Source organism: Maridesulfovibrio salinus, from assembly GCF_055394525.1.
The window spans coordinates 4,076,848-4,101,990 of record NZ_AP042461.1; the positions used below are offsets into that span (position 1 = coordinate 4,076,848).

22 protein-coding genes are annotated in these 25,143 nt (G+C 47.7%); 10 read left to right on the top strand and 12 right to left on the bottom strand.

Annotated elements, in window-relative coordinates; genetic code table 11:
- Positions 1–153: 153 nt before the first annotated feature.
- From ACZ5PW_RS18725 to ACZ5PW_RS18740, 4 genes are all read right to left on the bottom strand, one after another.
- Positions 154–936, bottom strand: a complete 783-nt coding sequence (locus ACZ5PW_RS18725) for an ABC transporter permease (RefSeq protein WP_464556507.1) — start codon at positions 934–936, stop codon at positions 154–156.
- Positions 936–1,622 (bottom strand): ABC transporter ATP-binding protein, encoded by a 687-nt coding sequence (locus ACZ5PW_RS18730; RefSeq protein WP_464556509.1) that lies wholly within the window; start codon positions 1,620–1,622, stop codon positions 936–938. Before ACZ5PW_RS18730 ends, ACZ5PW_RS18725 begins: the two co-directional genes overlap by 1 nt.
- Positions 1,623–1,826: 204 nt before the next feature.
- On the bottom strand, positions 1,827–4,127 hold the full coding sequence (locus tag ACZ5PW_RS18735; RefSeq protein ID WP_464556511.1) for a GAF domain-containing protein: 2,301 nt from the start codon (positions 4,125–4,127) through the stop codon (positions 1,827–1,829).
- Between the two features lie 101 nt (positions 4,128–4,228).
- On the bottom strand, positions 4,229–4,975 hold the full coding sequence (locus ACZ5PW_RS18740) for an SDR family oxidoreductase (protein ID WP_464556513.1): 747 nt from the start codon (positions 4,973–4,975) through the stop codon (positions 4,229–4,231).
- A gap of 209 nt (positions 4,976–5,184) precedes the next feature.
- Between ACZ5PW_RS18740 and ACZ5PW_RS18745 the strand changes: the two genes are divergently transcribed.
- The 3 genes from ACZ5PW_RS18745 (at position 5,185) to ACZ5PW_RS18755 (ending at position 9,952) form a co-directional block, all read left to right on the top strand.
- Complete coding sequence (locus ACZ5PW_RS18745; protein ID WP_464556514.1) at positions 5,185–6,498, top strand: M48 family metalloprotease; 1,314 nt, start codon at positions 5,185–5,187, stop codon at positions 6,496–6,498.
- A gap of 21 nt (positions 6,499–6,519) precedes the next feature.
- Positions 6,520–7,269, top strand: a complete 750-nt coding sequence (locus ACZ5PW_RS18750; protein WP_464556516.1) for a substrate-binding periplasmic protein — start codon at positions 6,520–6,522, stop codon at positions 7,267–7,269.
- 247 nt (positions 7,270–7,516) lie between these two features.
- Entirely contained in the window at positions 7,517–9,952 is a 2,436-nt protein-coding gene (locus ACZ5PW_RS18755) for a methyl-accepting chemotaxis protein (protein ID WP_464556518.1), read from the top strand.
- Positions 9,953–10,054: 102 nt separating this feature from the next.
- On the opposite strand, the gene ACZ5PW_RS18760 is transcribed toward ACZ5PW_RS18755, so the two are convergent.
- Positions 10,055–10,696 (bottom strand): CPBP family intramembrane glutamic endopeptidase, encoded by a 642-nt coding sequence (locus ACZ5PW_RS18760; RefSeq protein ID WP_464556519.1) that lies wholly within the window; start codon positions 10,694–10,696, stop codon positions 10,055–10,057.
- A gap of 150 nt (positions 10,697–10,846) precedes the next feature.
- Between ACZ5PW_RS18760 and ACZ5PW_RS18765 the strand changes: the two genes are divergently transcribed.
- The gene (locus ACZ5PW_RS18765) at positions 10,847–12,394 is read left to right on the top strand and encodes an Lcl C-terminal domain-containing protein (RefSeq protein WP_464556521.1); all 1,548 of its coding nucleotides are present in this window, start codon (positions 10,847–10,849) and stop codon (positions 12,392–12,394) included.
- Positions 12,395–12,476: 82 nt separating this feature from the next.
- Here ACZ5PW_RS18765 and ACZ5PW_RS18770 read toward each other — a convergent pair whose 3' ends face one another.
- Together ACZ5PW_RS18770 and ACZ5PW_RS18775 are read right to left on the bottom strand one after the other, a co-directional pair.
- A complete protein-coding gene (locus ACZ5PW_RS18770; protein WP_464556523.1) occupies positions 12,477–13,703 on the bottom strand; it encodes an NAD(P)-dependent oxidoreductase in 1,227 nt (408 codons plus the stop codon).
- A 186-nt stretch (positions 13,704–13,889) separates the two neighbouring features.
- A complete protein-coding gene (locus ACZ5PW_RS18775) occupies positions 13,890–14,546 on the bottom strand; it encodes a nitrite reductase (RefSeq protein ID WP_464556524.1) in 657 nt (218 codons plus the stop codon).
- A gap of 233 nt (positions 14,547–14,779) precedes the next feature.
- Between ACZ5PW_RS18775 and ACZ5PW_RS18780 the strand changes: the two genes are divergently transcribed.
- The gene (locus ACZ5PW_RS18780) at positions 14,780–15,547 is read left to right on the top strand and encodes a hypothetical protein (RefSeq protein ID WP_464556526.1); all 768 of its coding nucleotides are present in this window, start codon (positions 14,780–14,782) and stop codon (positions 15,545–15,547) included.
- On the opposite strand, the gene ACZ5PW_RS18785 is transcribed toward ACZ5PW_RS18780, so the two are convergent.
- Positions 15,525–15,869, bottom strand: coding sequence for a helix-turn-helix transcriptional regulator (locus tag ACZ5PW_RS18785; protein ID WP_464556528.1), 345 nt, complete (start codon positions 15,867–15,869; stop codon positions 15,525–15,527). The two genes, ACZ5PW_RS18780 and ACZ5PW_RS18785, sit on opposite strands and share 23 nt — an antisense overlap.
- 292 nt (positions 15,870–16,161) lie before the next feature.
- On the opposite strand from ACZ5PW_RS18785, the gene ACZ5PW_RS18790 reads away from it, so the two are divergent.
- The 4 genes from ACZ5PW_RS18790 (at position 16,162) to dmpI (ending at position 19,194) form a co-directional block, all read left to right on the top strand.
- Positions 16,162–16,383, top strand: coding sequence for a hypothetical protein (locus tag ACZ5PW_RS18790; protein WP_464556530.1), 222 nt, complete (start codon positions 16,162–16,164; stop codon positions 16,381–16,383).
- 175 nt (positions 16,384–16,558) lie between these two features.
- Positions 16,559–17,752, top strand: a complete 1,194-nt coding sequence (locus tag ACZ5PW_RS18795; RefSeq protein ID WP_464556532.1) for a putative sulfate/molybdate transporter — start codon at positions 16,559–16,561, stop codon at positions 17,750–17,752.
- A 96-nt stretch (positions 17,753–17,848) separates the two neighbouring features.
- On the top strand, positions 17,849–18,697 hold the full coding sequence (locus ACZ5PW_RS18800) for an amino acid kinase family protein (protein WP_464556534.1): 849 nt from the start codon (positions 17,849–17,851) through the stop codon (positions 18,695–18,697).
- A 302-nt stretch (positions 18,698–18,999) separates the two neighbouring features.
- A complete protein-coding gene (gene dmpI, locus ACZ5PW_RS18805; RefSeq protein WP_464556536.1) occupies positions 19,000–19,194 on the top strand; it encodes a 4-oxalocrotonate tautomerase DmpI in 195 nt (64 codons plus the stop codon).
- A 125-nt stretch (positions 19,195–19,319) separates the two neighbouring features.
- Here the strand turns inward: dmpI and ACZ5PW_RS18810 are convergent, their stop codons facing one another.
- The 4 genes from ACZ5PW_RS18810 to ACZ5PW_RS18825 all read right to left on the bottom strand — a co-directional run bounded on the left by ACZ5PW_RS18810 (position 19,320) and on the right by ACZ5PW_RS18825 (position 23,110).
- Entirely contained in the window at positions 19,320–19,967 is a 648-nt protein-coding gene (locus tag ACZ5PW_RS18810) for a cytochrome b/b6 domain-containing protein (RefSeq protein ID WP_464556538.1), read from the bottom strand.
- A gap of 2 nt (positions 19,968–19,969) precedes the next feature.
- Positions 19,970–21,595: a tetrathionate reductase family octaheme c-type cytochrome gene (locus tag ACZ5PW_RS18815; RefSeq protein ID WP_464556539.1), complete on the bottom strand. Its 1,626-nt coding sequence runs from the start codon at positions 21,593–21,595 to the stop codon at positions 19,970–19,972.
- A gap of 65 nt (positions 21,596–21,660) precedes the next feature.
- Positions 21,661–22,146: an iron-sulfur cluster-binding protein gene (locus tag ACZ5PW_RS18820; protein WP_464556540.1), complete on the bottom strand. Its 486-nt coding sequence runs from the start codon at positions 22,144–22,146 to the stop codon at positions 21,661–21,663.
- On the bottom strand, positions 22,136–23,110 hold the full coding sequence (locus ACZ5PW_RS18825) for a 4Fe-4S dicluster domain-containing protein (RefSeq protein WP_464556541.1): 975 nt from the start codon (positions 23,108–23,110) through the stop codon (positions 22,136–22,138). The genes ACZ5PW_RS18820 and ACZ5PW_RS18825 overlap by 11 nt, the downstream gene beginning before the upstream one ends.
- A 260-nt stretch (positions 23,111–23,370) precedes the next feature.
- On the opposite strand from ACZ5PW_RS18825, the gene ACZ5PW_RS18830 reads away from it, so the two are divergent.
- Positions 23,371–24,762, top strand: a complete 1,392-nt coding sequence (locus ACZ5PW_RS18830; RefSeq protein WP_464556544.1) for a sigma-54 interaction domain-containing protein — start codon at positions 23,371–23,373, stop codon at positions 24,760–24,762.
- Positions 24,763–25,143 lie beyond the last annotated feature (381 nt).

Consider the following 25,143-nt stretch of genomic DNA (forward strand, 5'->3'; position numbering starts at 1 on the left):
TCGGCCAGAATATTATCAATATCAGATCTATTCAATTATCTCATAACATAAAACAGCCTGACATTCTATTGCATCCAGTTTTCCCAAAGAACAAATAGATGGAGAGCCTAAATGAAATGCCCCAAGATAAAAATCAGCTACCGACAACAGAACTCAACGCAGCAAAACGGACATGGAAGAAGAAAAACATCTGCGTCTGACCAGCAGCAGTACAAGAATTGTGGAAAGAGCGGTTGAAGCAACAAGCATGAACATGACAACGATCTGATACCTTACCGCCTCTTGAGGATCGGCGCCGGCCAGAATCTGACCGGTCATCATACCCGGAAGGAAGACCAGTCCGACTCCCATCAGAGAGTTAATTGCCGGAATCATCCCCGCCCTCAGAGAGTTTCGAAAAATATCAGCGGTGGCCTCTTTATAATCCGCACCGTGGCAAAGCATCATTTCCACTTCATTCCGTCTGTTCTTCACTTCAGAAAAGAACCTCTCAAGGGACAACGCCAAGGAATTCATGGAGTTCCCTGCGATCATCCCTCCTATCGGAATAAAATACTGTGGCTGCCACCACGGCTCCGCCCCGATCACAAAGCGGGTCACAACAACCGTCACCAGAGTATAGCTGATTATGGCAGCCATTCCTGTGGGAATCAGATAGGAAACACTCTTTTCCCTGACACGCCCATGAATTATATGGACAGCGAAAAGAGTCATGAAAACATAGAGGCCGACAACCAGCAGCGCGTTATTCAACCCGAAAATCAATTTCAGCAGATACCCCATAACGAGCAACTGCACAAAAGCCCTGAGCACACCAACTGCGAGATCCTTTTCAAGCTTCAGCTTATAATAAAGCGAAAGTGCCCCGGAAACTGAAACCAGACATACAGCCATTACAAGCTGGCCCCATGAAATAGAGAGAAATTCAACACCCATTACAAAACCTCCACACGTCCAGCTGAGACTTTGAAGTGTATGTGCGGACACCCCGGACGGTAGCTGGTATGGTTTACCATCAGAATACCTGTCCCTTCACCGGCCAGTTCCTCTGCCACTTCCTCCACCCGCTCCCGGCTTTCCATATCAAGTGAACTGGTGGGTTCATCAAAACAGATTACAGCAGGACGAGGCAGCACAGAACGAATCAAGCAAATCCTCTGTCTCTGTCCAACAGATAAGGAAGCTGCATCTGCATCAAGACTGATATCGTCAAGGGCAAGACGATTCAGCCACCTGACAAGGACAGAGTCGTCAGGTTCAGGAATATCTTTTCGAATCTTCAGCTTGAAAGGCATCAATAAATTGTCACGTACTGACCCGGGCAGGATTGTCGGGGTCTGTTGAACGAACCCTACTCGGGTCCTCATTAAGGGAGGGTAAATGCTCTCGACATCTTCTCCTTCAAGCAAAATCCGACCGCTATCAATTTCCTCAAGCCTGACTGCCAGACGCAGAAGAGTTGATTTCCCGGAACCGGAAGGTCCCGAGATCAAGGCAAACTCACCATCTGAGATACTGAAAGAAACATCACTTAACCCTTTACCGTCCGGCCAGCTGAAATCCACTTTCCGGAATTCCAGCACCGGCACATCCCGAGAATCGTCATTTTGAAAGACAGCCACAGCTTTTCCTTTGTATACAGTTAGCTAAGAACATTCATCAGGCCTTTCCACTGTCAAAATTAAATGAGGCCTCTGCCTGTTACAAATACACATACTATGTAACAGTCGTAAGACATGATAAAAAGAATGTCCGTCTACAAAAACGATATGTACAATGAGAAAGGTGTCACTGCGCCCCGACAAGGTGCTCAAATAAATTTTGAGTTATGCGGTGATATCCACCCGTAAAGCCTTCAAGCCATGCACCCCCTGAAGATCTTCCAACGCCAGATGTTCTATTTCGCCATGAACATACCCCTTATCCATGAGGTACTCCAAGTAGCTCAGGTACTCCCGCCATTCCTTTTCCTGAGTATATATCACCGCAAGCTTACCGGGCTGGGTCAGACGCTCACCCGAGCCGAGAATCTTAGACTTATCAATACGCTTTTTAATAATTTCATAACGGATGTTGTAGGTTCCTTCCACTTCGAATCTTTTTTCATCAACACGGAATTGGATAGTCAGGGGGGCCGAGTGGACCAGTATAAGCGGAGAACAGCTCAGGGGCACTTTCATCCCGGGCAGCAGAGATTCTGTTAGCCTGGCCATTTCACACATTTTTACCAGTTGCCAGATGCGTAGATTCTTAAGCTGAACCTCTTCAAAACGAAACTCATCGACAAGCGAACTGCCGACGTACATGTTGTATTCGACCCCGTCGGTACGGTATTTTTCAAAATAATGCGGGAAAATACTCTGTGCCTTTTCCTCTTCGTTTTCCAGAAAAGAAGACAGGGCCTTGTTCAGAGTTGCCACTGAATCTTCGTAGTCCCTGCGCTGGCTGTATATTATACCCATTCCGGGGCTCATCTTTTCAAAATAGGCGGAGATCTTTTCAGTATGGGTATTATCTGTTTCCTGAATATAACGGAAAAAAGGCTCAACCCTCTGCTGCAAAAATTCTATAACTGAAATCTCATCACCGGAATCCAGTCCCTCCCTTACTTTTCCTCGGATTCTGCTCAGAGTTGATATAAAATAATCAGCAATGGGAATGCTTCTATTTTTATAGATTTCCGCAAGAGTTTCGGAAGCAGTGTCCAACTGTTCCAACAGGTCATGCTGAATAGCCAGATTTCTCTGCTCTGAAGAACTGCGTATATCCATACTTCCATAAAGCGGATACACATCCCTGAACTCGATATCTTCGAAAGCGGCACTGCCATCTTTCTCCAAATCATTAAGATAGCGGAACGCGGCCTCCTCAAAACGCCAGGCAACACTAGGATGTATCGCAGTGCAAAACTCCTTGATGACACTGTCAACTCGCGACTCAAGGTAGTTCATCTCACGGCGCACAGCCACGCTGAGTCCGGGTAAAAGCTCAGAGATTTTCCGTGCTGAGTTTAAGCTGACCATATCCTTTTTACCGGATACAAGCTCAAGGACAGCAATGACTTCTCCATTATCTTTCAATGGAATCAGCCCAAGACTCCGGGCACCTTTCTTACGGAGAAAGCCTAGAACGCCGCAATCTTCTCCACACTCCATTATTTCGGGTATGAAGCAAGGCTCCCCGTTTTCGAAAACCTGACCGTAAAACGCTTCCAGAGAATCCGTGATCTCACCCGGATAATTCTTCAGAATACTGCGCAGAGTGCAATCACTGTTTCCCTCCATTACACGGTAGCGTAAAAACAGCCCAGCCTGCAGATCGTCAACCTTGAGTATGGATCTCAACCGATGGGTTACAGACTCGAAAACTTCCGGGCCATGCAGAGCCCCATTACGCACCAGATCGGATTTAAGCTGGGAAATGTTCTCCTTTTCCGTAACCTCAATAAATCTGACGGTTATGATTCCGCTGAACACCAGATTGTCAAGCGGCATAAGTCTTTCAAGGGTTTCGCGGTCTCGCATGATCAAAAGGCGGGAAAACTGTTCCCGGGGAAGAATCTCAAGACCGGCGGCATCTACTTCTACAAACCGGAAAGAATAGTCTGCAAGGAAATAACGGTCTACCCTGCTGACAGGATCAGGCATCTTCATCACTGCTTCCATCATCTCATGCTCTAGCTCATGGTAGATATCGAAAAGCATGGTATAAGCGAAAAGCAGATTTTCTCCGGTAAAATCCGTCAGGACCTGCGTCTGCAGACTTTCACTCAGTTCAAGTTCAATCCCGGACTCTTCGAAAAGCTCTTTATATTTTGATGATGAATAAAAATGGCTGTGTGTGAAAGGCCGCTGGGCTTTACAGATAGCCTGACTGTCTTCCAGTTCGGGGAACACGAAACTCATCAGGAAATCGATTTCAGACGAGAACCTATCAGCGTTATCCTCAGAGAAAGAATCCAGTAATCCGCCCGGCTCTTCAATGGATGAAAGAATATCCCCGACCTTGCGGCTGTACTTGTTCTCGGACCGATCATATATTTCACGGGCCTTACGATATAAAGGGCTGAAACTTAACTCCGACCTGAAAGGCATACTGGAATACGCCTCTTCCAATACTTCACGCATGAATAATACCCGCCTTTAAAATTATCCCACTGTTGCAAGATTATTACGCGCAAAGTCTCATGTCCAGCACTACTGCCTTTCAGAGCGGGCAAACGTCATACTTATCCGGCCATTCCTCCGTTTACATAAATATTCTGGCCGGTAACCCATCGGGCCTGATTCATAAGCAGCATGGAAACCGCATCGGCTATATCTTCAGGAGTGCCTATGCGCCCGAAGGAGGACATATCTGCCATAGCCTGAATTTGTTCCTTACTCTTTCCTTCACGGAAAAGTTCGGTATCAACAGGGCCGGGAGAAATGGCATTGACGGAAATACCCCGAGGGCCAAGCTCTCGGGAAAGCACGCGGGTAATTTGATCCACGGCCCCTTTAGTGGCACCATAAGCGCCGTAAGCAGGCATCATAACCTTTGTTACGGTTGATGAAATATTTATTATTTTACCGCCATTTTTCATTTTTCTTGCAGCTTCACGGCAGCAGAAAAATAGGCCTTTAACATTAAGGTCAAAAATGGAATCAAACTCTTCTTCCGTAAAATCAGCTATATTTTTAAAAATAGCCATTCCGGCATTGTTGATCAGAATGTCAATGCCCCCGAACTTATCAACTGTCTTTTCGAAAAGTTTTTCAACCTCGGATACTCTGCGCAGGTCAGCCTGAACAGAAAAAGCATCCCCTCCTGCAGCACGGACCATTGCGCAGGTTTCTTCAGCAGCATCCAGTCCCGTGGAATAATTTACTGCCACAGATACTCCCATCCTGCCCAGACGGGCAGCAATTGCACTTCCTATCCCACGGGAGGCCCCGGTTACTATAGCCGTTTTACCTTTTAATTCAGATGACATGAGATTCAACTCCAATTCATATTGTTAGTTCCAGATATCAAATATGTACTAATACTCTACACATGCCTCAATAATTTATCCGCTCAGAATTCCAAGCATTGTACCATAACTTCAATAACGATCAATCATACCGGGCTCTTGATAAGACATTATTGCCAAACCTCTGATACAGATATACTCTAAAGATGACCCTTATTTCCGGAGGAACAATGATAAAAAGAAAATATATATCCAGAAGAGATGCCCTCAAACTTACAGCGGGCGGAACCCTCGGCCTTTTGGCAGGGTGTTCCGTCAACCCCGTCACCGGGGAAAAACAGCTGATGCTTGTTTCACAGGAACAGGAAATACAACTCGACCGCCAGAATTCTCCTCATCAGTTTTCCGCTGACTACGGGGCTGTGCAGGATTCCAGAGTGAACGATTATGTAAGTAATGTCGGCCTTTCACTTTCGAAAACCAGCCACAGGCCGGATATGCCCTACAGTTTCCGCTGTGTTAATGCCAACTATGTCAATGCCTACGCATTTCCCGGCGGAAGCATTGCCTGCACAAGAGGAATACTGCTGACCCTTGAAAATGAAGCCGAGCTTGCCGCGCTCATGGGTCATGAGATAGGGCATGTGAACGCAAGACATACTGCTTCACGCATGAGCTCATCAATGGCTGTTCAAGGTGTTGTAGCCCTGGGAGTCGGGGTTGTCGGCACTCAGAATAAGGATCTCCTGCCGCTTGCGGCCGGACTTGGCGGAGTCGGCGCAGGACTGTTGCTGGCAAGCTACTCCCGTTCAGATGAACGGCAGGCGGACAGCCTAGGGATGGAGTATATGGATAATGCCAATTATGATCCAGAAGGAATGGTCGGCCTGATGCAGGAGTTGAACAAGCTTCATACAAGCCAGCCTTCCTTTGTTCAGCAGATGTTCGCCTCCCACCCCATGAGCTCTGAGCGTTATGCAACAGCCGTTGAAAAAAGGGACACCACCTACGCTAACAGTCACGGAAAGCTTTTACGCGAAAGGTATATGGACAACATTGCCTCCATCAGGAAAATCCGCCCGGCGGTTGAAGAGATGCAGAAAGGCGAAGGACTGATGCGCAAAAAAGATTTTGCCCGGGCGGAAGAACATTTTTCGAAAGCACTCCGAATCGCTCCCAATGACTACGCAGGACTCATGCTCATGTCCAAATGCCAGATGGCTATGGGCAAAAAGCAGCAGGGGCTGCAATATGCCCAGAAAGCCAAGACACAATACCCTCAGGAGGCTCAGGCTCTGCACATGGTAGGTATGTTGAGCCTTGAAAACCGTGAATTCGAACAGGCACTTGCCAACTTTGACGCCTATGAGGACGCCCTGCCCGGAAACCCCATGACAACCTTTTTTAAAGGTGTATCATATGAAGCGCTGGGGAAAAGGGATATGGCAGCCAATGAATATTACCGCTTTCTCAAAGTTAATAATCAGGGAGACTACGCGCGTCATGCATACAGCAGACTGAGTTCATGGGGATATATCCAGTAAATTTAACAACGGAAGAAATTCATGTTCTCTCGAATAATTACAGGACTCATTTGTGCACTTCTGTTTTCATGCACCATTACTTCTTCAGCATACAGCTCCAACGGAAAAATGGTTTTTTCCGGCATGGATTCGCCACATGCTAAAGTCGTATTCAATGTGCTAAAGGAGGCATACTCAGAATTAGGAATTGAAATTGAGCACAGGTCCTATCCCATTCTTCGGTCAATCAAATCCGCCGGAAGCGGAAAGGTAGACGGCCAACTCTTCAAGGTAGCAGGGATTGAGGAAGAATATACTGAACTGATTAAAATTCCGGTTCCAGTGGATTATTTTGAGCTGACTGTTCTCAAACCCTCAGGAACCCCAGATATTTTGCAATGGAATGACCTTAAAGATCTTAAGGTCGGGTATTACAGAGGAGTCTTTTATCTTAAAAAGAAAACAGCTCTCGAAGGGATTATAGACACCCGTGAAATTGATACACATGAACAACTTGTAAAAATGATCCAACACGGAAGGATTGATGTTGCCCTGACAGCCCGTATAGCCGGCTGGCAAACTCTTCAAGGCCTGAAATCTGAGCAGGTGGTACTGCAGCGCACCCCGATACAAAAAGTTTATGTGCACCATTATCTTAACAAAAAACACAGCAGTATAGTGCCTAAAATAACATCAATTCTCAGAAAAATGCAGTCGAATGGACGAATATCACAAATAAGGCAAGAAACATTAAAAGAAGAACTTGGAAATAATTATAATTCCTTTTTGTAGTAAAAATGTTATTTTTTAAAATTTTTAAACTCTTTCCGTTTTCCCCCGGCATTCCTCTTTGTCCAAAAAAACATTTCATAACAGCATGTTAAAGTCCATCTGCATTGCATATAAAATATTAATGGGCACTTACACATATTTGACACCACTCAACATTCTGCTATCACGCAATGAATATTCATTGCCTATACACACATTCGTAGTAATTGCCGCGATTCAATTCCGCTGAAGAAAGGGGAAATTCACAATGTTGAAAAATATTAAAGTAACAACCAAGATTGCCGGGGGATTCGGACTTATTCTGGTACTTCTAGCAGCAATGGCCGCCCAGGGAGTAATAAAGCTGGGTGAAAGTTCCGAAGGGTTCACAAGCTACAGAGAGCTTGCAAGAGCCAGCAACCTTGATGGCCGCATCCAGGCAAATCTTCTGCTGACCCGTATCGGAGCTATTGCCTACACCACAGCAGCGACCGAAGAATCTCTCTCCCAATACAAGGAGCGTGTAGATAAACTTCAGGAATTTGTTGGGGAAGCCGAAGAGAACACCCACGACTCAAGCCGTGCAGCACTGCTACCTGAAATCAAAAAGAATATTACAGCTTACAGTAGGACTTTTACAGAGTTCGTAACTCAGAAGCAGATTGAAGAAGAATCCCTTAGTAAAGTTCTGAAAAGCGGAGAAGTAATAATATCCGGCCTGAACACCCTTCTCGAAAGTGCCAATGAACGGGAAGACAGCTTCATGACGGCCATGGTACAGAAAAGCATGGCAACTCTATATAAAGCACGCCTGACCAACGCCTACTTCATATACAAATCCAAAGAGGAAACTGACGCACAAAAGGCCCTCACCGAATTTGAAAACTTCCAGAAGACTCTCAATGAAATTCGCAACGTTCTATATTCTCCTGCAGATCTCGGACTGATCAACGAGTTGACCCAAAGCAATGAAGAGTATGTGAATAATACCAGGAACATCATCAACGCTGCGGTCAAACAGGCAGCGGCAAAGAAAAAACTTGACCAGATAGGCCCAAAAATAGCTGAACTGGTTGAGCAGATGAAAATTGAAGTAATGAAGGAACAGGACACTCTTGGCCCGCGCATGCAGGCATCCATCCAGTCCGCCTCCCAGACAATGACAGTTACTTCAGCTGTAACTTTAATCATAGGAATTCTGCTGGCCTTTTTCATCTCCCGCAGCATTACCTCTCCCCTGAAGAAAGCCAGCCAATTTGTCCAGAATATTGCAGCCGGCAAGCTGGACAGCGACATTGATGTCAACCAGCGCGACGAAGTCGGAATGATTTGCATGGAAATGGACAAAGTTAGGGATACCATTAACAATGTCATGAGTGAGATAGACACCGCCATCAGTGACATTGAAGTTGGACGTATTGACAGCAGGGCTGACAGTTCAAAATTCAGCGGCAGCTTCGCAGAACTCATCGACCGCACCAACCTTGCGACAGGAGTTCTGCGTTCATTCATTGATGAAGTTCCCATGCCCATCATGACCATCAACAAAAACTACGATCTGCTTTTCATGAACAAAGCCGGGTCAGATCTTCTCGGGCAGTCCCTGTCTGAGCTGAAAAAAGACAAATGCTCCGCATTTATTAACTCCACCGACTGTGGCACAGAAAACTGTGCGTGCCGGAAAGCGATCGATTCAGGTGTAACGGAACATGGTTCAACCAGAATAAGCACCGCCGGCGGAGATCTGGATATTGATTACACCGGAGTTCCCATTAAAAAAGACGGCAGTGTTGTAGGAGCAATGGAGATACTTCTCGACCAGACGGAAATCCGTTCGGCCCAGAAAAGGATGCAGGACGTAGCAGAGCGCACTCAGGCCATCTCCGAGCAACTGTCATCCGCCAGTGAAGAACTTTCCGCACAGGTGGAGCAGATCAGTAAAGGTTCGGAGATGCAGCGTGAGCGTATCGTTGAAACTGCAACCGCGATGGAGCAGATGAACAGCACCATACTTGAAGTGGCAAACAACGCTTCAAGCGCGTCCAGCAAAAGCGTAGAAGCCAAAGATGAAGCCCAGCAGGGCGCGGAAGTCGTTGCTCAATCAGTTCAGGCAATCACCGAGGTTAGCTCAATTGCCGAAGACCTGCGCAGCAATATGCGCTCACTTGGCGAACAGACAGAATCCATCAGCACTGTTATGGATGTGATCAGCGATATAGCGGACCAGACCAACCTTCTGGCTCTTAATGCTGCCATCGAAGCCGCCCGGGCCGGTGAAGCAGGAAGAGGTTTTGCTGTTGTGGCTGATGAAGTCCGTAAACTGGCCGAAAAAACAATGACCGCCACCCACGAGGTAGGGGACAGCATTAAGAACATTCAGATTTCGGTTCGTGCCAATATGCAGGATGTTGAAAACGCCGTAAACGCTGTACAGGAAACAACTGACCTGGCCCGCAAGTCCGGTGATTCCCTCAAAACAATCGTGGACACTGTGGATTACAGTGCTCACCAGGTAGAATCCATTGCCACAGCCTCCGAAGAGCAATCTTCCGCTTCTGAGCAGATTAACCACGCCATAAGCGAGATTAACAATGTTGCCAGAGAAACAACCGAGGGCATTCAGCAATCAGCTCAAGCCATTCAGGAACTCGCTCTCATGTCCGGAGAACTGCGTGAGCTTATAGGACAACTGCGCAGTAATTAAACCCCAGCCACTCCAACCAAAGCACTTCACTATTTTAAGTAGTTAAACCAGCAGCCATGCATTAAAAGGCCCGTCTTAAGAAAGGCGGGCCTTTCCATTTGTTCAAGGGTTGTAGAAGAATCGCCCCAGACCGGAAGTGAAAATGATACATCCATACAAGGCGTGCTCCAGCGCAGCCATAAGTAATGACTTTGTTCGAAGATAGGTTCGGGTAAAGATATATCCGGCAGGTATGGTCAGAAACACAGCCAGCCAGTTATGAAAAATTATGTGCAGAAATGAAAATGCCAGTGTGCTGACCCAGACCATTACCACAGGTGAAGACAAAATAGGCTTATACCGCTGAAAGAAAAAAGCCCTGTAGATTACCTCCTGAGGATATGCTGAAAGCAGAGGATAAAGAACCATAACCAACAGCCACAGCCGGGGCCGGGCTCGCGGAAAACCGAACAACAGTTCCGGATCGATTATCAGAACCGCGACAACCGATACAACGGCCACTCCACATGAACGGATAAGAATCCAGCGCAATTCCCCGGAATTTCGATCCAGTCCATCAATGAGCTCCGATCTGTTATATCCCGGGGTTTTATACAGGTAGAACAGACATCCTGTAAACGCAGCCAGAAGAACAGGTATTTTAGGCAACGGTATTAGACCAAGAAAATAGATCAGCGGAACAAATCCGAAAATACCCAGCAATTCAAGATATAGATACACGTCTTTATTTACATTATACTTCATAATATATTCTGCATAGTCCGCCCTGAAATATGCTTCATTAAGAAAACATTAAAAAAGTGCTACAGTTGTAAAAAATAAACTGTCGCTGGAAGTAATCATCTATTCGTGTTTTAATTCTGTATTGCCTCAGATTACCACAGGGAGACTCAAATGAGAAAAATATTCATTTTAACGACATTTGTCTTGATCCTACTTTCAAACGTAATAGCAGACGCAAGGCCCTACACCATTGTAGATACCGGACAAAAAGCCTGTTTCAGCAATTCAAAACAGATCACCTGCCCGGATAAGGGAGACTCATTTTACGGTCAGGATGCCCAGTATAAGGGTAATGAGGCGCGTTACCGAAATAACGGGGACGGAACAGTATCCGATCTTGTTACAGGCCTGATGTGGGTACGGAAGCGAGGTACCAAAGTTTCCTGGCAGTCGGCCATGCAAGGCGCAAAGGATTGCCGGGTAGGTGGATATACCGACTGGAGAGCTCCCACAATAAAGGAGTTATATTCCCTGATAGATTTTAACGGCTGGGTGCAGCGATCGGAATCAAGTTCCATACCATTCATAAACACTGATTATTTCGAATTCAAATATGGGGACACATCCAAAGGAAGCCGCATTATTGACTGTCAGGACTGGTCCGCAACAACCTACGTGAGCAAAACTATGGGTGGAAACCCGACTGCTTTCGGTGTTAATTTTGCTGATGGGCGAATTAAGGGCTACGGGAAGAAATACCGCAGGGAGCAGGACAAAAAGTATATCCGCTATGTTCGCGGTAATCCTGACTATGGTAAAAATGCTTTCGTGGACCGTAACGACGGAACTATTGAGGACAAAGCCACCGGCCTGATTTGGCAACAACAGGACAGCGGAAGGAAGCTCAACTGGAAGCAGGCCCTCAGCTATTGTGAGAATCTCACCGCAGGCCGAAGAAACGATTGGCGGCTGCCGAACATAAAAGAACTCCAATCCATAGTTGACTACAGTCGCAGTCCCGACACTACTGATTCCGCTGCTATCGACCCTGTGTTTGAGGTCACGGAAATTGAATCCTACTACTACTCTTCCACCACCCACCTAGATGGACCAACACCAAAACAGGCAGCTTACGTGGCTTTCGGCCGGGCTTTGGGATATTTCTCCGCCCCGGGAAGAAGTAATAAAAAGTGGATGGATGTCCACGGAGCCGGAGCCCAAAGGAGTGATCCCAAATCAGGAAATCCCGATGCCTTTCCCGACGGACACGGCCCTCAGGGAGATGATATCCGCATATACAATTACGTCCGCTGCGTAGCTGGAGGAGAAGCTGAAGAATACGATCCTCCATACGTGAGGATACCCGTCTGGAAAGGTGGCGGCCCCGGTACATCCGGAACAGACAGACGGAGACATAATGGAATGCAAAGATTCAGCGGCAGCCAGAATCATAATATGCAGCGCTCTTCAGCCCGGCCAAATCAAGGAATGATGCATGGCTCAGAAAAAATGAGCCGTGGAGACAGACAAGGGCCCCCCGAAGAGGCTTTCACTGCCTGTAACGGAAAATCACAGGGAAAACCATGCACTGTGGTGACACCTCAAGGCACTTTGTCCGGCATCTGTATATCACGTAATGATCAATTGTTCTGCGTTCCTGAAGGACACGGACCGAGTCGAGGCCGTGGAAGGGGAACAGGAATGGCTCCACCTCAATAATGCCCCTGTATGAAAAATAAGATCCCGGCAGAAAACACTGCCGGGATCTCAGGATACTTATGATTTTGACTTTGCCATCAAGCTAAAAACCTTCAATATAATCAATGATTGCCTGAGCCGAAGTCTTCGAACAGCGCACAGCCTCAGCAACGGTTCTAGCCCCGGTTACAACATCACCGGAAGCGAATATCCCGTCACGGGTCGTCCGCCCTACCTCATCTGTTATGACCAGACCTGTTTTTCCGATTTCAATGCCGGTCAGGTTACTGCGGGGGGCCTGACTAACCGCAATGAACACGGAGTCTGCCTCAACAAGCTTTTCAGAGCCTTCCAGTGTAATCAGTCGGTGATTCCCCTCTTTATCCGTCTCTTTAGCTGTATCCACGCAGACTACACCCTCTTCGGTCAACTCTACCGGGGAACGGTAAAATTCAAAGCGGACCCCGTCGAGTCTGGCGTAATCATATTCGTATTTGGTTGCGCTCATATCCTCTGCCCCCCTGCGATAAAGCAGAGTCACTTCCTTAGCTCCTTTTCGCAGTGCAGTACGGGCCACATCCATGGCAACATTACCCGCCCCGATAACAGCAACCCGATCCCCAAGTTCATAAACATCAGGGTTTTTGAGATAGTTGATTGCATAATGGACATTACCGAGGGTTTCCCCCTTCAAGCGCAAGGGGCGCGGATTCCAGACACCGGTTCCGATGAAAATAGCTTTATAGCCGTCACGTAACAGGTCATCCAGACTGACAACAGGACCTATGAGCATATTGGGCCGAATCTTTACCCCCAGCTGCAGCAAGACCTGCCGCAACTTCTCCAGAACATCCTTGGGCAGCCGGAACTCGGGTATTCCATACTGCAGGACGCCGCCGATCCTGTCCTCGGACTCAAACACAGTCACCCGATACCCTTTAAGGGCAAGAATGAAAGCGACCGTGATCCCGGCAGGTCCGGAACCGACAACCGCGATACGCGCCTTCCTCTTTTCCGGGGGAGCTGGCGGGGTGTACTGGGCCAGATAATAGCTGGAAATATAGTTTTCAATATTACTGCACTGTACCGGAGTGCTTTTGCGCCCCAGAATACAATGCCCCTCACAAAAATTCTCATGAGGGCAGATTAATGAACAAACCACGGAAAGCGGGTTGTTTTCAAAAAGCATAGCTCCGGCCTGTCGCATTTCGCCATTGAGCAGCAGTTCGATCATTTTATTGATCGGAGTGCCCAGAGGGCATCCTTTACTGCACAAAGGCTTCTTGCATTGCAGACAGCGCGAAGCTTCTTCAATGATATGTTTTCCCATAAATGATGTGTGCTTTACTCCGCCGGATGCGGAATCTGATTATCAGTGCGGAACGCAGACTGGAATAAGTGCTTTGAATGAGAGGTGATAACAGGGGCCGCCCCTAAGGTCCAGCCCCTGTGTTATATTCATGAAATCAAGGAGAGCGTCCTGTACAGAATCTTCTTGAAACTGAATCGGCAAATTCTATTTAACCGCTTCAAGAACGGCTTCGGCTCCGAGTCTACGCAGCATTCCGCTGGTACGTTCACGCTTACGGCCATTTTCTTTATAAAAAAGTAATGCTTTCTCAGCCAGTTCAAGAGCTTCTGCCTCAGTAACCTTGCTGCCAAGCACGACACCAAGTCCGGCATCCTTGCGTGGGGACCCCCCAAAATAGACTTCCCAGCCTTTGGGACCGCCTACCATGCCGACATCACGTATAAAACTCATTCCACAGGCCATCTTGCAGCCGGAGACCCCACTTTTCACTTTGAAAGGATATGGGCCGTTTTCTTTGACTATTGCCAAAAGCTTATCCGCCATTCCGTAACTTTCCTGCATACCGTATTTACAGATACCAGCCCCGGTACAGACAGATACTCCGTGAGGAGCCTTTTCAACGGATGTACCCAGAGATTCGATAACCTCATTAAGTTTTTCCTTGGGAATCCCCTCAAGATTCATCCGCTGCCCGGTGGTGGCCCGCAGTGAGTTGAGGTTGAACTTCTGCATGGTATCCATGACTGTTTTCATCATCCCGGCAGTCAACTGGCCGTGCTTGATACACAGGCGCAGAGCATAAGTCCCATCTTTGCGCTCAACGGGCGCAACTGTCAGCTTCTCAGCAATTATATTATCCATAAAAACTCCTTATAAGTTATCTTTTCCGCTGGCATTGATAACGCAGACCTCCCAGTTCTGCAAATTAAGACAGGATCAATCTGTAAAAACCTTAACCATCTACAATAATTAATATGTGCGCATAAAATCAAAACACTTAAAGATGAAAGTGCCAATCTGCCATCAATAAATCAGCCATTGACTTGCGTGGTATGCAGTGAAATATGTTCTTATTAACATATAGGAGAGACATCATGCGTTTATATCTGGGATTTGATGATACTGATGACAAAGACGCTCCGATTGGAACAGGAAGACTGGTCAGGGAATTTTCATACGGGCTTGACGAATGTTCAATTGTGGGAGTGGTTCGTCACCAGTTACCAAAGCTGAGCGACATTCCTTTCACATCCAACAACAGTTCAGCCTGTGCGATTATCGACATCCCGGATGGCTATGAGATTAAAGCTCTGCGAGACAAAGCAGTCGATCATCTCCGTAAGAATTGCGCCCCGGGAAGTGACCCCGGTCTATGCATTGCCCTTGAAAGCGAAGTTTCAAACACTATGGTGAACTTCGGCCAGACTGTGACCGGGACAAAAGTCAGCCAGAGACAGGCCATGGAAGCGGCCCGACCCTACGAGCTGCTTGGACTCGGCGGAACAAACGACGGGATAATAGGAGCTGCAGCTGCAGTGGGGCTTACCAAGTTCGGTTGGTGCGGACGCTTCATTGAATACGGTCAACTGCGCGCACTCACGGGTGAACTGCACGTTTATGACCTGAACAGAACCGGAATACAGGTGGTTTCCGTTGACCGGGACCCTCTCGTTCCACTTCCAGAGGACGAGATACGCAACGCGAAATGGATCCGTCCATCACTCTGGGGCGGACATCCCGTTCTGCAGGTCAAAAGGATAGCCGAACACCTCTGGGAACCGGCTCACGGCAAGCGCAAAAAAAAGCAGCCCCCTCAGACCGGACCGGTTTTGAGTCTGGCTACTGCTCCTTATAGCGCATAATAAAACTTTCCAAAGCATCCCGCTGGCGCTGCATGTGGATAATCCATGCATCAAGAATTTCAAGTCCTTCAGGGGTGATGGAGTAAACCCTCTTAGCAGGTCCGTCACCCTTGGAGTCCCATTCTGATTTTACCAGCCCCTCTTCATCCATCTGACGAAGATGACGGTAAACCATACCCGGAGGGACATCTCCGCGCAGAAATCCATATTCCCCGATAGTCTGGATAAGCTGGTAACCATAGGACGATCCTTCCTTCAAAGCCATCAACAATGAAGGCTGTATGTATCTTTGGGGCTTTCCGCCTCCGACCTTTTGTGACATATGCTCTCCCTGTTCTGAAACGGATCAACTGATAAACTTTATCTTCAGTGCCCTTTTCATAAAAAAGACTGACACTTTTCCAAAGAATCTATCAAAGCCCGCTGCTATTCTTTTATACGCTCTACCTTTATAATTTCACAATCAACAGCTTGGTATATTTATTTTTTCAAACTCCTATCCTTTTATTTAAATATAATCATCACAGTTCTCCTTGACTATATGTTCTTTGAGGATATATATCTAATATAGACGAAGATCCGTTAAGTCACAACAAAATCCCAAGGAGGACACAATGAAAATTTTCGTAAGAGAAAGAGTAAAAGCCACCGATGGTGACCGTAGACCAAGATTCCGTGTAGTTGGTGTTCATGGAGGAGATCTGACACTTAAAGTAAAACGCATCAGAAGGTGTGAACTTGAGCAGCTTGCACAGCACACAGGTTACGATGTTGTTTATCTTGAGCGCGACGGCGAGGGTAAAGGCGGCAAACGTCAGCAGCCGGTTGATGCATAATCAGCCCTGTTTTTTGTCCCAGCCCATCAGATGATTAAAAAATCACCCGGAAAACCTTCCATCCTGCAAATGTTTTTAATGGCCTAACCAGTGCAGTGATGATACCCATAACTGTATTGTTACTACGACTTACTTGCTGATATTTGTGAATTTTATTGTTGCGGAGGTTTAGACAGTGCGCATCAGTTTCAGCAGGATGGAATGGGCCGGGTCGGTTGGTGATCTGGGAGCCTTGCTCCCGCTCGCGTTCGCCCTGATTATGATCAACGGTCTTTCTGCCACGGGATTATTTCTTGTGGTGGGGATGTTTTATATTCTGGGCGGTTTTTATTACCGTGTTCCCATTGCCGTACAACCCATGAAAGTGGTCTCGGCCTATGCCATCGCACAGGCATTGAGTGCGGAAGTAATTACAGCTTCCGGATTCATGATTTCAGGTATTCTTTTATTTTTGGGTCTCAGCGGCATCGCCGGTAAGGCATCCAGACTTATTCCACTGCCGGTAGTCAGGGGGGTACAGCTTTCCACTGGTGTACTTTTAATGCTCAAAGGTCTTTATCTGGCTCTGGGCACAAGCGGACTGCAGAAAATAAGGGGTGCGACAGAACCTTTTCTGTCATTACAATCCATAGGGCCTGTTCCCATCAGCCTTGTCATTGCCATCATTTTCGGAATGATTGCCATCAAGCTCTACAATAACAAACGCTATCCGGCCGGACTGGTTGTTGTAGGCTGCGGTGCTGTGCTTGGAACTCTGCTTGGAGCATGGAAAGGAATCGGGCAACTTGATTTCGGACTCCATCTTCCGCAAATTCTGCCTTTCGGATTCCCCACCGGAGCTGATTTTTCATTTGCCCTACTGGCTTTGGTTCTGCCCCAGCTTCCCATGACTCTGGGTAACGCGGTCATAGCCAACCGGGACCTCAGCTTCGAATATTTTGGAAAAGAAAGCAGACGGGTCACGGAAAGGGCCTTATGTACCAGCATGGGAGCAGCAAACTTTTTTGCCGCCATGCTGGGAGGGATGCCGGTCTGCCACGGAGCAGGAGGACTTGCCGCGCACTACAGGTTCGGAGCCAGAACTAATGGAGCGAACCTCATCATTGGTGGCATGTTTGTTCTACTGGCAATATTTTTTGGCTCAACTTCCGTAAAAGTTCTGCAACTAATTCCCATGGGCGTACTCGGCGTGCTGCTGATCTTTTCAGGAGCTCAACTGGTCTTGACCTACAAGGATATGCGTGAACGTATGCAGCAGGCCACACTTCTGTTAATGCTGGCAATAACATTGATTTCAAATCTGGCGTGGGCTTTTGGAGCAGGTATTGTTTTCTGTGCTGTAACAGACAGAATTAAGAAATTTTCTTGAGATTTCCGATCTATTTAGTATTATTTGTTAAAAATAATGAACCAACTGTCAGCTCGAACTGACATCTGAAATGATTTTAACCCCGGAGGAAAAGACATGGGTAAACTGATCAAGGAAGAAGGCGAAAAAGGCCGTCTGCACATTGAAACCAGACTGCTTGGCGAATCCCTGGTTGATAAGGGACTTCTGCGTGAAACCGAAGCTGAAGAATATTTCCACATGCAGCCGGAAGTTAATGTTCTCAAGATCGGCGGCCAGTCAATCATGGACCGCGGCGCAAAAGCACTGCTGCCCATCCTCGATGAACTTGTCAAGGCAAAGGAAGAACACAAGATCCTGCTCATGACCGGAGGCGGAACCCGCGCCCGCCATGTCTACAACATCGGCGTGGACCTCGGCATGCCCACAGGTGTACTTTCAAAGCTTGGAGATAAGGTTTCGTGGCAGAACGCTGAAATGCTTTCCGTACTGCTGGCTAAACGCGGCGGTGTTAAAATCGGTCATGGAGACCACCTTGAGCAGTTGAACATGTACTGCCAGCTCGGATACCTGCCCATCACCACCGGTATCCCCCCTTACGGATTCTTTGAACATCCTGCGGAAGTCGGTTCCATCCCGCCGCACCGTACAGATTCAGGGGCATTTCTGCTGGCCGAAAACATCGGCGCCAAATCAGTGATCTACCTCAAGGATGAAAAAGGCCTTTACGAAAATGATCCCAAAAAAGCCAAAGATCGCGAAACTCTCAAGTTTTACGATAAGATTCATGTGGATGAATTGATTGAGATGGACCTTGATGATCTCATCGTTGAAAGAGCTGTCCTGACTTTTCTCAAGAACGCCAAGACGCTTAAGCAGTTCCAGATCATTGATGTCCTGCGTCATCCTGAAGATGTTCATGCAGCTCTTCGCGGTGAGCATGTCGGGACTATTGTTTATAAGTAACATTGTCGGCCCCCTTCGGAGAATCTGTCTACAATCCCGCCGGGGGCCCTTCGGGGAGTCTACCGACGGTCCCTCCGGGGGCTTAAACCCTTTTTGAGAAAAGGGTTTAAGAATCCCAAAAACTTTTATCAGGGCTTCGCCGCTTATATTTTCAGATTGTTTTTATTTGAGCCTTCACCTTTTGGGTGGAGGCTTTTCTTATACCCTGCCGCTCACTGTTGTTGACTCCACTGGAAAACCGTCCTCACTTGATTTATTTGAGGGGCATAATCAACAACATCAAATACAAATGGAGAACAAACATGCCAGTTATTCGCGTTGAAATGTTTGAAGGCAGAAGCCTTGAGCAGAAAAGGGAACTTGTGGAAGTCATGTCAAAAGAAATGGCAAGGATTACCGGATGCAGTGTTGAATCAATTTACGTGGTGATTGATGAAGTCAAAAAAGAAAACTGGGGCGCAGGCGGAGAATTGTGCTCTGACAAATATCCGGGTTAAAAATTAAAATGAATAACCCCTGACATCTTGGCAGATGTCAGGGGCTTTACCTTCATTAAGCCCTTGCAGGCCGGGGAAGATTCCTGTTCAAGGATATCCCCTGCCGCTGGTGGCATAACCACGAGTTACTTCTCGTGAATCTCCCATTCCTCGGCCTTGTAATCCTCGGGCACTTCTTCCCAGCCACTGAACATGGCCGCAATGTGCGCAGTAAGATTATGTCCGGTCGTTGTCATATAGATGTGTACAATCAGAAACGCTAGAAGAGCGTATGCACAGGCCATATGTACATTGGCGACCACGTTCAGGCTCAGGAAACCAAGCCCGTACTCTGCCCAGTCATTGTAGGTCCAGTACAGCAGCCCGGTTACCATCTGCAGGGGCAGCAGAATTGCTGACAACCCCAGATAGACCAGACGCTGCAACGGATTATGCTTGGCATCCTTGCTCTTATGCACAGGATGCTCTTCTCCCTTGAATATGCCTGAAGCGTAATACATCGCCACTTCAAAGAGCTTCTTTGTCGTCGGGATGTACTGCTTCCATTCGCCGGTAGTGAGCAGCCAGAAGACAATAAACACAAACAGTATGAGCCAGCTTATGCCGAGCGTATTGTGCAGATCAACGGCCTGCTCAAAACCCATGAGGGTAAACACACCGTGCACTTCAAGCCCGGTTACCATGAGCATGATGATCAGCACTGCCTGTGTCCAGTGCCAGAACCGCTCGAAACGGGAATAGAGATAAATCTTCTTCATTTTATGTCCGGTCATGACTAGTCCTCCCTGCGCTTGATAAAGATGCGTCCGAGGGCGTGCAGCACAACGCCTACAGCTGAAGCCAGCACGATAAACCAGCCACCTGCGTCAACAACGGAGGAAGCATCACGTCCGGGCATGTAAAAACAGGTCATTTTATCCAGTCGTCCCTGCTTGCTGTGGCATTCTTCACAGGCCAGAGCATTCTCTCTGGGTGCAACCATGTGGGTGGTGGGATAAACAAATTCAGTCTCAACAAATCCCACTTCACCACTGAACTCGAGTCCGGCATAATCCATCCCGGCCTTGATTGCATTCTCCCAGTTATACCCCTTCCAGTATGCATTATTATCCTTACCGAAGAGATGCGGGATAACCATGTTCTTGTTCACCTTATCGTAAGGAGTCATACCCCGATGAACCTTAAAAGGCATAATGCGGGAATTCCTGTCCTCGATACTGCCGACAGGCATGGATACCCGTACTGTCTTGCTCGGATCAATTGTGGTCTGGGCTGTGATAGTATCAATGGTTCCATTGAACCAGTAATACTCCGGAACCACATTCTTTTCCCAACGCATATCACCCTTTTTGGTCATATAGGTGGGCTTACCCCACTCATCCTTGACCACATAGGGCTTTCCGTCCTTCTTCTTTCCCGCCTTGGACCAGTCCCACCACATCTTGGTAGGCAGCACCCGGGCAAAAGTGGGGATGTGACAGCTCTGGCAAGCGACCTTGTCAGTATGGTCGTTGAGCTTCATGCCCAGTTCACTCTTATGCGGCTCAGCACTGTGGCAGGATTCACACATGATCTTGGAACCAAGGTCATCTTCAAGCAGAGACTTGCGCTCGGTTGCAGCGGGAGTTGAGTAGATTCGTCCTGCGATGTCATGGTTAACCGTGGTATGACAACGGGTGCAGTCAAAGTCCTGCCCGTCGATACCCATGTGCACATCCAGAGTCTTGGCGGGCTTGAACAGGGAAGAATCAAGGTCTCCATGCTTAACACCATCGCCACCGCCACCGTAGAAGTGACATGTTCCGCAGTTCTTGCGGGTGGGGCGGCCAACGGACTGAGCAACTTTATTCCACTCGGGAGCAGCGTAGTACTTGCCGTTACCCTTGAACTTCTTGCCCGGCGGAGGAGCGGGATTTCCTGCTCCGGCGGGGAACTTCTTGTAGGTTCCTGTCTGTTCGTGACAAACGAGGCAGTCGATTTTTTCCTGTGAGGTAAAATCGAAGTTCTTATCCTTCCACCCGTACCCTGCATGACAGGATGTACAGCGAGGTTCGTTGGATTGAATGTTGATACAGAAATTGTTTACAATCAGTCCGCCTTTACCGACCTTAAGCTCCTTTTCCGCCTTGGGGTCAAGCCAGGTCCAGTGAATAGTCTTGTGAAACTGGTGTCCGGCTTCAGTATGACAGGTCAGACAGGCTTTGGTAACCTCCGGGCCACTCTTGAACGGCTGTTTGAGCGCATCGAACTTTGAATGGTCGGCAGTAATCCAGAGTTCCTTCCCCTTGGTTGCCTGACGGGCCATTTCTCTTCCCGGGGCCGTATCCCCGGCAGCAAATGCGCTGGCCCCCAGAAAAACAACCGCCAAAAGCAGCAGTACTGAGTTCCGCATGAATCTCATCTCCACCCTCCGTAAGTTATAAATGTCCGGCACAGCTCAATCAGCCCTGCCGGTTTCTTCCTTATTCAGATTCTGTCCGGCATGTGCCTAAGGGCATACGGCTCATCCTCCAGATATGGTATGCGCCCCTTGAAAAACGCATACACAGCCGCAATGCCGAGAAGGACTGCAAATCCTAAATGGGTCCAGTCAATCAGCATAACCGTATAGGGATCGAGTGTTACATTGTGTAGATTCTTGATTACCCTCAGAATTCCAGTGGCGATAACTGCGCCATAAAGACCGGACCGCAACATTCCGGATGGAGTCAGCCTATATTCTCCCTTGAGGTTCATAAAGAATTGGGTCGCCAGATAAACAGTCATGAAAATCAGCAGCGCCCCGAACAGATAGTGAATCTTGTTGGTCAGATAAAAATCAGCAAGCCAGCCAAGCCCGGGAACATCGGAAACGTAATAACGTTTAAAAATGGGCATCTGTGCCGCCCCGGTGATGGCCATGATCAGCAAAGTTGTTTTAAAGACCAGGATAAACAGGCGTCTACTCATCATTATTCCTCCCTGAAGAGATATAGTTACCAGCCTTAATCAGAGCAGCGGCAACTCCGGCAAAAGGAGCAATACCCACGGCATACGCCAGCTTTTCTTCGTCAGCCATTGAATCGGCAACAGGATCCAGCCCCGGCCTGCCGGGACCTTTTTCCACGACTTCATTCAGCAGATCAAAAGGAACCGGAGACAGATAGATGGTATTAGTTCCGCCGTTTTCATTCTCCCCGTAGATGAACCAGTTGTTTTTTTCTGCCAGTTCATGGGCTTTAGCCACGATTTCACTGCGCGGACCTATAGTCTGCACTCCCTCCGGACAGGCCTCGATGCAGGCGGGCTGCTTCCCGTCAGCAATCCGGTCATAACAGCGGTCACACTTGTACATGACGCCGTTGCCCGCAAAATTTGGCATCAATCTAAGGTAAAGCCCCACTCCGGTCTGCCGCTGGGGTATGTGCCACGGGCAGACGGCTTTGCATTTGGATCCGCCAAGGCAGACATTTTCAAAAATTCTTACAATACCATTTTTCTGTCTTGCTGCAGCTCCCCATGGACAGAGGTTTGCGCAAGGGGCATTCCTGCAATGCAGGCAGCGGCGGGGGATATTAATTTCATGAACTTCCCCTTTGTACTCCACCTCCGTGCTCTGTATATAAAGCCAGTTATAAGGAGTCAGCCGGTCATCCACATCTCTTCGGTCCGACCAATCTTCAACTTTTACACGTTTTGTCGGGTACATTGTCGGATATGGCTTTTCAGGTTCAGGATACTTCGCACTGTTTACCTCACTGCATGCGGACACACATTCACCGCAGGCAATACACTTGGAAATATCAAGTAGAGTGCAGAGCTCCTCATCACGCTTTGAAGCACTTGCGGCAGTTTTCGGGAGAACCATTGCTGCACTCCCTGCCCCAAGTCCTTTCAGAAAAGATCTTCTGGATATTCCTTTCCTTTCCAATTTCATCAGCAGTTCCCGTTCGATTATCAAAGTCAGTTTCCTAAATATTTTAACTTAACCTCAATGTAACAAAGCAGAATCCATGCCTAGATTTTTTATAGTCCCATAATAACTATCACAATCGTGCGGTTTTTGGCTAGTATGGTAATCATACACCGATCCGTTAATTTCTTTTTCTGATTTTAGATTGGACATATTTTTAGACACATGTTCAAATTTAAACATCTACATGGACAACCTGAACACTTTTTAAACACATATCCCTTATGACAGAACAGGAAATCAATTTATATTTGCGTGAAGTTATCGACACTATGAGTGATGGGCTGCTCATCATCAGACCGGACGGAACCATCCTGATGGTCAACGAAGCCCTGCTTAACATGACCGGATTTACTAAAAAGGAACTGCTGGACAAGCCCTGTTCAGTTCTCGGATGCGACGCGTGTCAACGCTCAAGGGCGGAAGGAAAGCAGCATTGGTGCAGGCTGTTCAATACCCGCAGGGAAAGTCGCAAGAACTGCCACCTGATCGGGAAAAACGGCAATTATCTGCATGTGCTCAAAAACGCTTCTCTGCTGGAAGATGAAAACGGGAATATTCTGGGAGCGGTGGAAACAATCACTGACATCAGCGAACTAGACCGCAAAGAGCTGAAAATCAGGGAGCTGTCCCACAAGCTCCATCGAAACGATGAAGGGTTCTGCGGATTTGTAGGTGATTCAGCCCCCATGCAGAGAGTATACGCATTACTTAAAAGAGCCGCCCGCTCCGACGCGCCGGTAATAATTTACGGGGAATCGGGAACAGGCAAGGAACTGGCCGCTCAGGCAATACATGAGATGGGTCCGCGCAGCGACAAACCATTTGTACAGATCAACTGTGCCGCATTGAATGATTCCCTGCTGGAAAGTGAGCTTTTCGGTCATGTAAAAGGAGCCTTCACCGGAGCCTTCCGTCATCGCAAAGGACGCTTCGAAGAAGCTGCCGACGGAGATATTTTTCTTGATGAGATAGGAGATGTTCCACTTTCAATTCAGGTAAAGCTGCTCCGGGTTCTGGAGACCCGCACCTTTGAACGTGTTGGCGACAGCACACCACTGTCAATGAACGCGAGACTGATCACCGCCACAAATCATGATCTGCGCCAACTGGTCAAAGAAAACAGCTTCCGGGAAGATTTCTTTTTCCGCATCAACGTCATCCCCGTCCATCTGCCTCCTCTACGCGACCGCAGGGAAGACCTTCCGCTGCTGGTTGATCACTTCATCAGTATAAATCCTCATATTGACAGTTCAGAAAGCCCGGCTCCGCAAACCATGAGACTGCTCACCTCCTACGACTGGCCGGGAAATGTGCGGGAACTCAAAAGCGTTATTGAATATGCGGCAGTGGTCAAAGACCGTGGCCCGATTCTTCCTGAGCATCTGCCCCCGCATATTGCCGACCCTGCAGTGATGCACTGCTTTGGCGGGCCTGATCACAGGAGTGCCACAAATTTAAGCGTCACTTTGGATAAGAAACAGGAGTTGATCACCGCGCTCAGACAAACAGGCGGCAACAAAAGTAAAACTGCTGAAATACTTGGAATAAGCAGAGGGACTGTCCATAACAGAATACGAAAATACGGAATCGATACGTCTGCATTGGACATATAATTTTAAACCGAAAAGACATTATTAAGAATTTTATACCGCTCAACACCCTATTCTAAAAAGATTATACTCTTTGCCGATGCTGGACTTTTCAACGTATTTTGCGTATTGGTAGCTGCAACATCGGGAAATTGCACTCTGCTTTTTTCCCTGCAAATCAGCCGTATAACCTTTTACGCTGGACGGCCCCTAAAATCGGGAAATACCGGTTCCAGTTCACAAAAAGTCACATTTTGCCCGCTAATATTTCCGGTAATCTTCAAGGCCTCAGATCCTTGGAACCGGACAGCATGATTCCGCACAGCGCGAGTCAATGCCTTAAAAGCATTGGACCGGGAATAATATTGTTGCGAATTCTGCCACAGAACAGGACACACCTATAGC

Coding starts and splice junctions, on each gene's coding strand:
- ACZ5PW_RS18830 (WP_464556544.1), top strand. CDS start 23,371: ATGACAGAACAGGAAATCAATTTATATTTGCGTGAAGTTATCGACACT.
- ACZ5PW_RS18815 (WP_464556539.1), bottom strand. CDS start 21,595: ATGAGATTCATGCGGAACTCAGTACTGCTGCTTTTGGCGGTTGTTTTT.
- ACZ5PW_RS18760 (WP_464556519.1), bottom strand. CDS start 10,696: ATGAAGTATAATGTAAATAAAGACGTGTATCTATATCTTGAATTGCTG.
- ACZ5PW_RS18780 (WP_464556526.1), top strand. CDS start 14,780: ATGCGTTTATATCTGGGATTTGATGATACTGATGACAAAGACGCTCCG.
- dmpI (WP_464556536.1), top strand. CDS start 19,000: ATGCCAGTTATTCGCGTTGAAATGTTTGAAGGCAGAAGCCTTGAGCAG.
- ACZ5PW_RS18810 (WP_464556538.1), bottom strand. CDS start 19,967: ATGACCGGACATAAAATGAAGAAGATTTATCTCTATTCCCGTTTCGAG.
- ACZ5PW_RS18750 (WP_464556516.1), top strand. CDS start 6,520: ATGTTCTCTCGAATAATTACAGGACTCATTTGTGCACTTCTGTTTTCA.
- ACZ5PW_RS18790 (WP_464556530.1), top strand. CDS start 16,162: ATGAAAATTTTCGTAAGAGAAAGAGTAAAAGCCACCGATGGTGACCGT.
- ACZ5PW_RS18725 (WP_464556507.1), bottom strand. CDS start 936: ATGGGTGTTGAATTTCTCTCTATTTCATGGGGCCAGCTTGTAATGGCT.
- ACZ5PW_RS18800 (WP_464556534.1), top strand. CDS start 17,849: ATGGGTAAACTGATCAAGGAAGAAGGCGAAAAAGGCCGTCTGCACATT.
- ACZ5PW_RS18765 (WP_464556521.1), top strand. CDS start 10,847: ATGAGAAAAATATTCATTTTAACGACATTTGTCTTGATCCTACTTTCA.
- ACZ5PW_RS18740 (WP_464556513.1), bottom strand. CDS start 4,975: ATGTCATCTGAATTAAAAGGTAAAACGGCTATAGTAACCGGGGCCTCC.
- ACZ5PW_RS18745 (WP_464556514.1), top strand. CDS start 5,185: ATGATAAAAAGAAAATATATATCCAGAAGAGATGCCCTCAAACTTACA.
- ACZ5PW_RS18735 (WP_464556511.1), bottom strand. CDS start 4,127: ATGCGTGAAGTATTGGAAGAGGCGTATTCCAGTATGCCTTTCAGGTCG.
- ACZ5PW_RS18785 (WP_464556528.1), bottom strand. CDS start 15,869: ATGTCACAAAAGGTCGGAGGCGGAAAGCCCCAAAGATACATACAGCCT.
- ACZ5PW_RS18755 (WP_464556518.1), top strand. CDS start 7,517: ATGTTGAAAAATATTAAAGTAACAACCAAGATTGCCGGGGGATTCGGA.
- ACZ5PW_RS18770 (WP_464556523.1), bottom strand. CDS start 13,703: ATGGGAAAACATATCATTGAAGAAGCTTCGCGCTGTCTGCAATGCAAG.
- ACZ5PW_RS18825 (WP_464556541.1), bottom strand. CDS start 23,110: ATGAAATTGGAAAGGAAAGGAATATCCAGAAGATCTTTTCTGAAAGGA.
- ACZ5PW_RS18820 (WP_464556540.1), bottom strand. CDS start 22,146: ATGATGAGTAGACGCCTGTTTATCCTGGTCTTTAAAACAACTTTGCTG.
- ACZ5PW_RS18775 (WP_464556524.1), bottom strand. CDS start 14,546: ATGGATAATATAATTGCTGAGAAGCTGACAGTTGCGCCCGTTGAGCGC.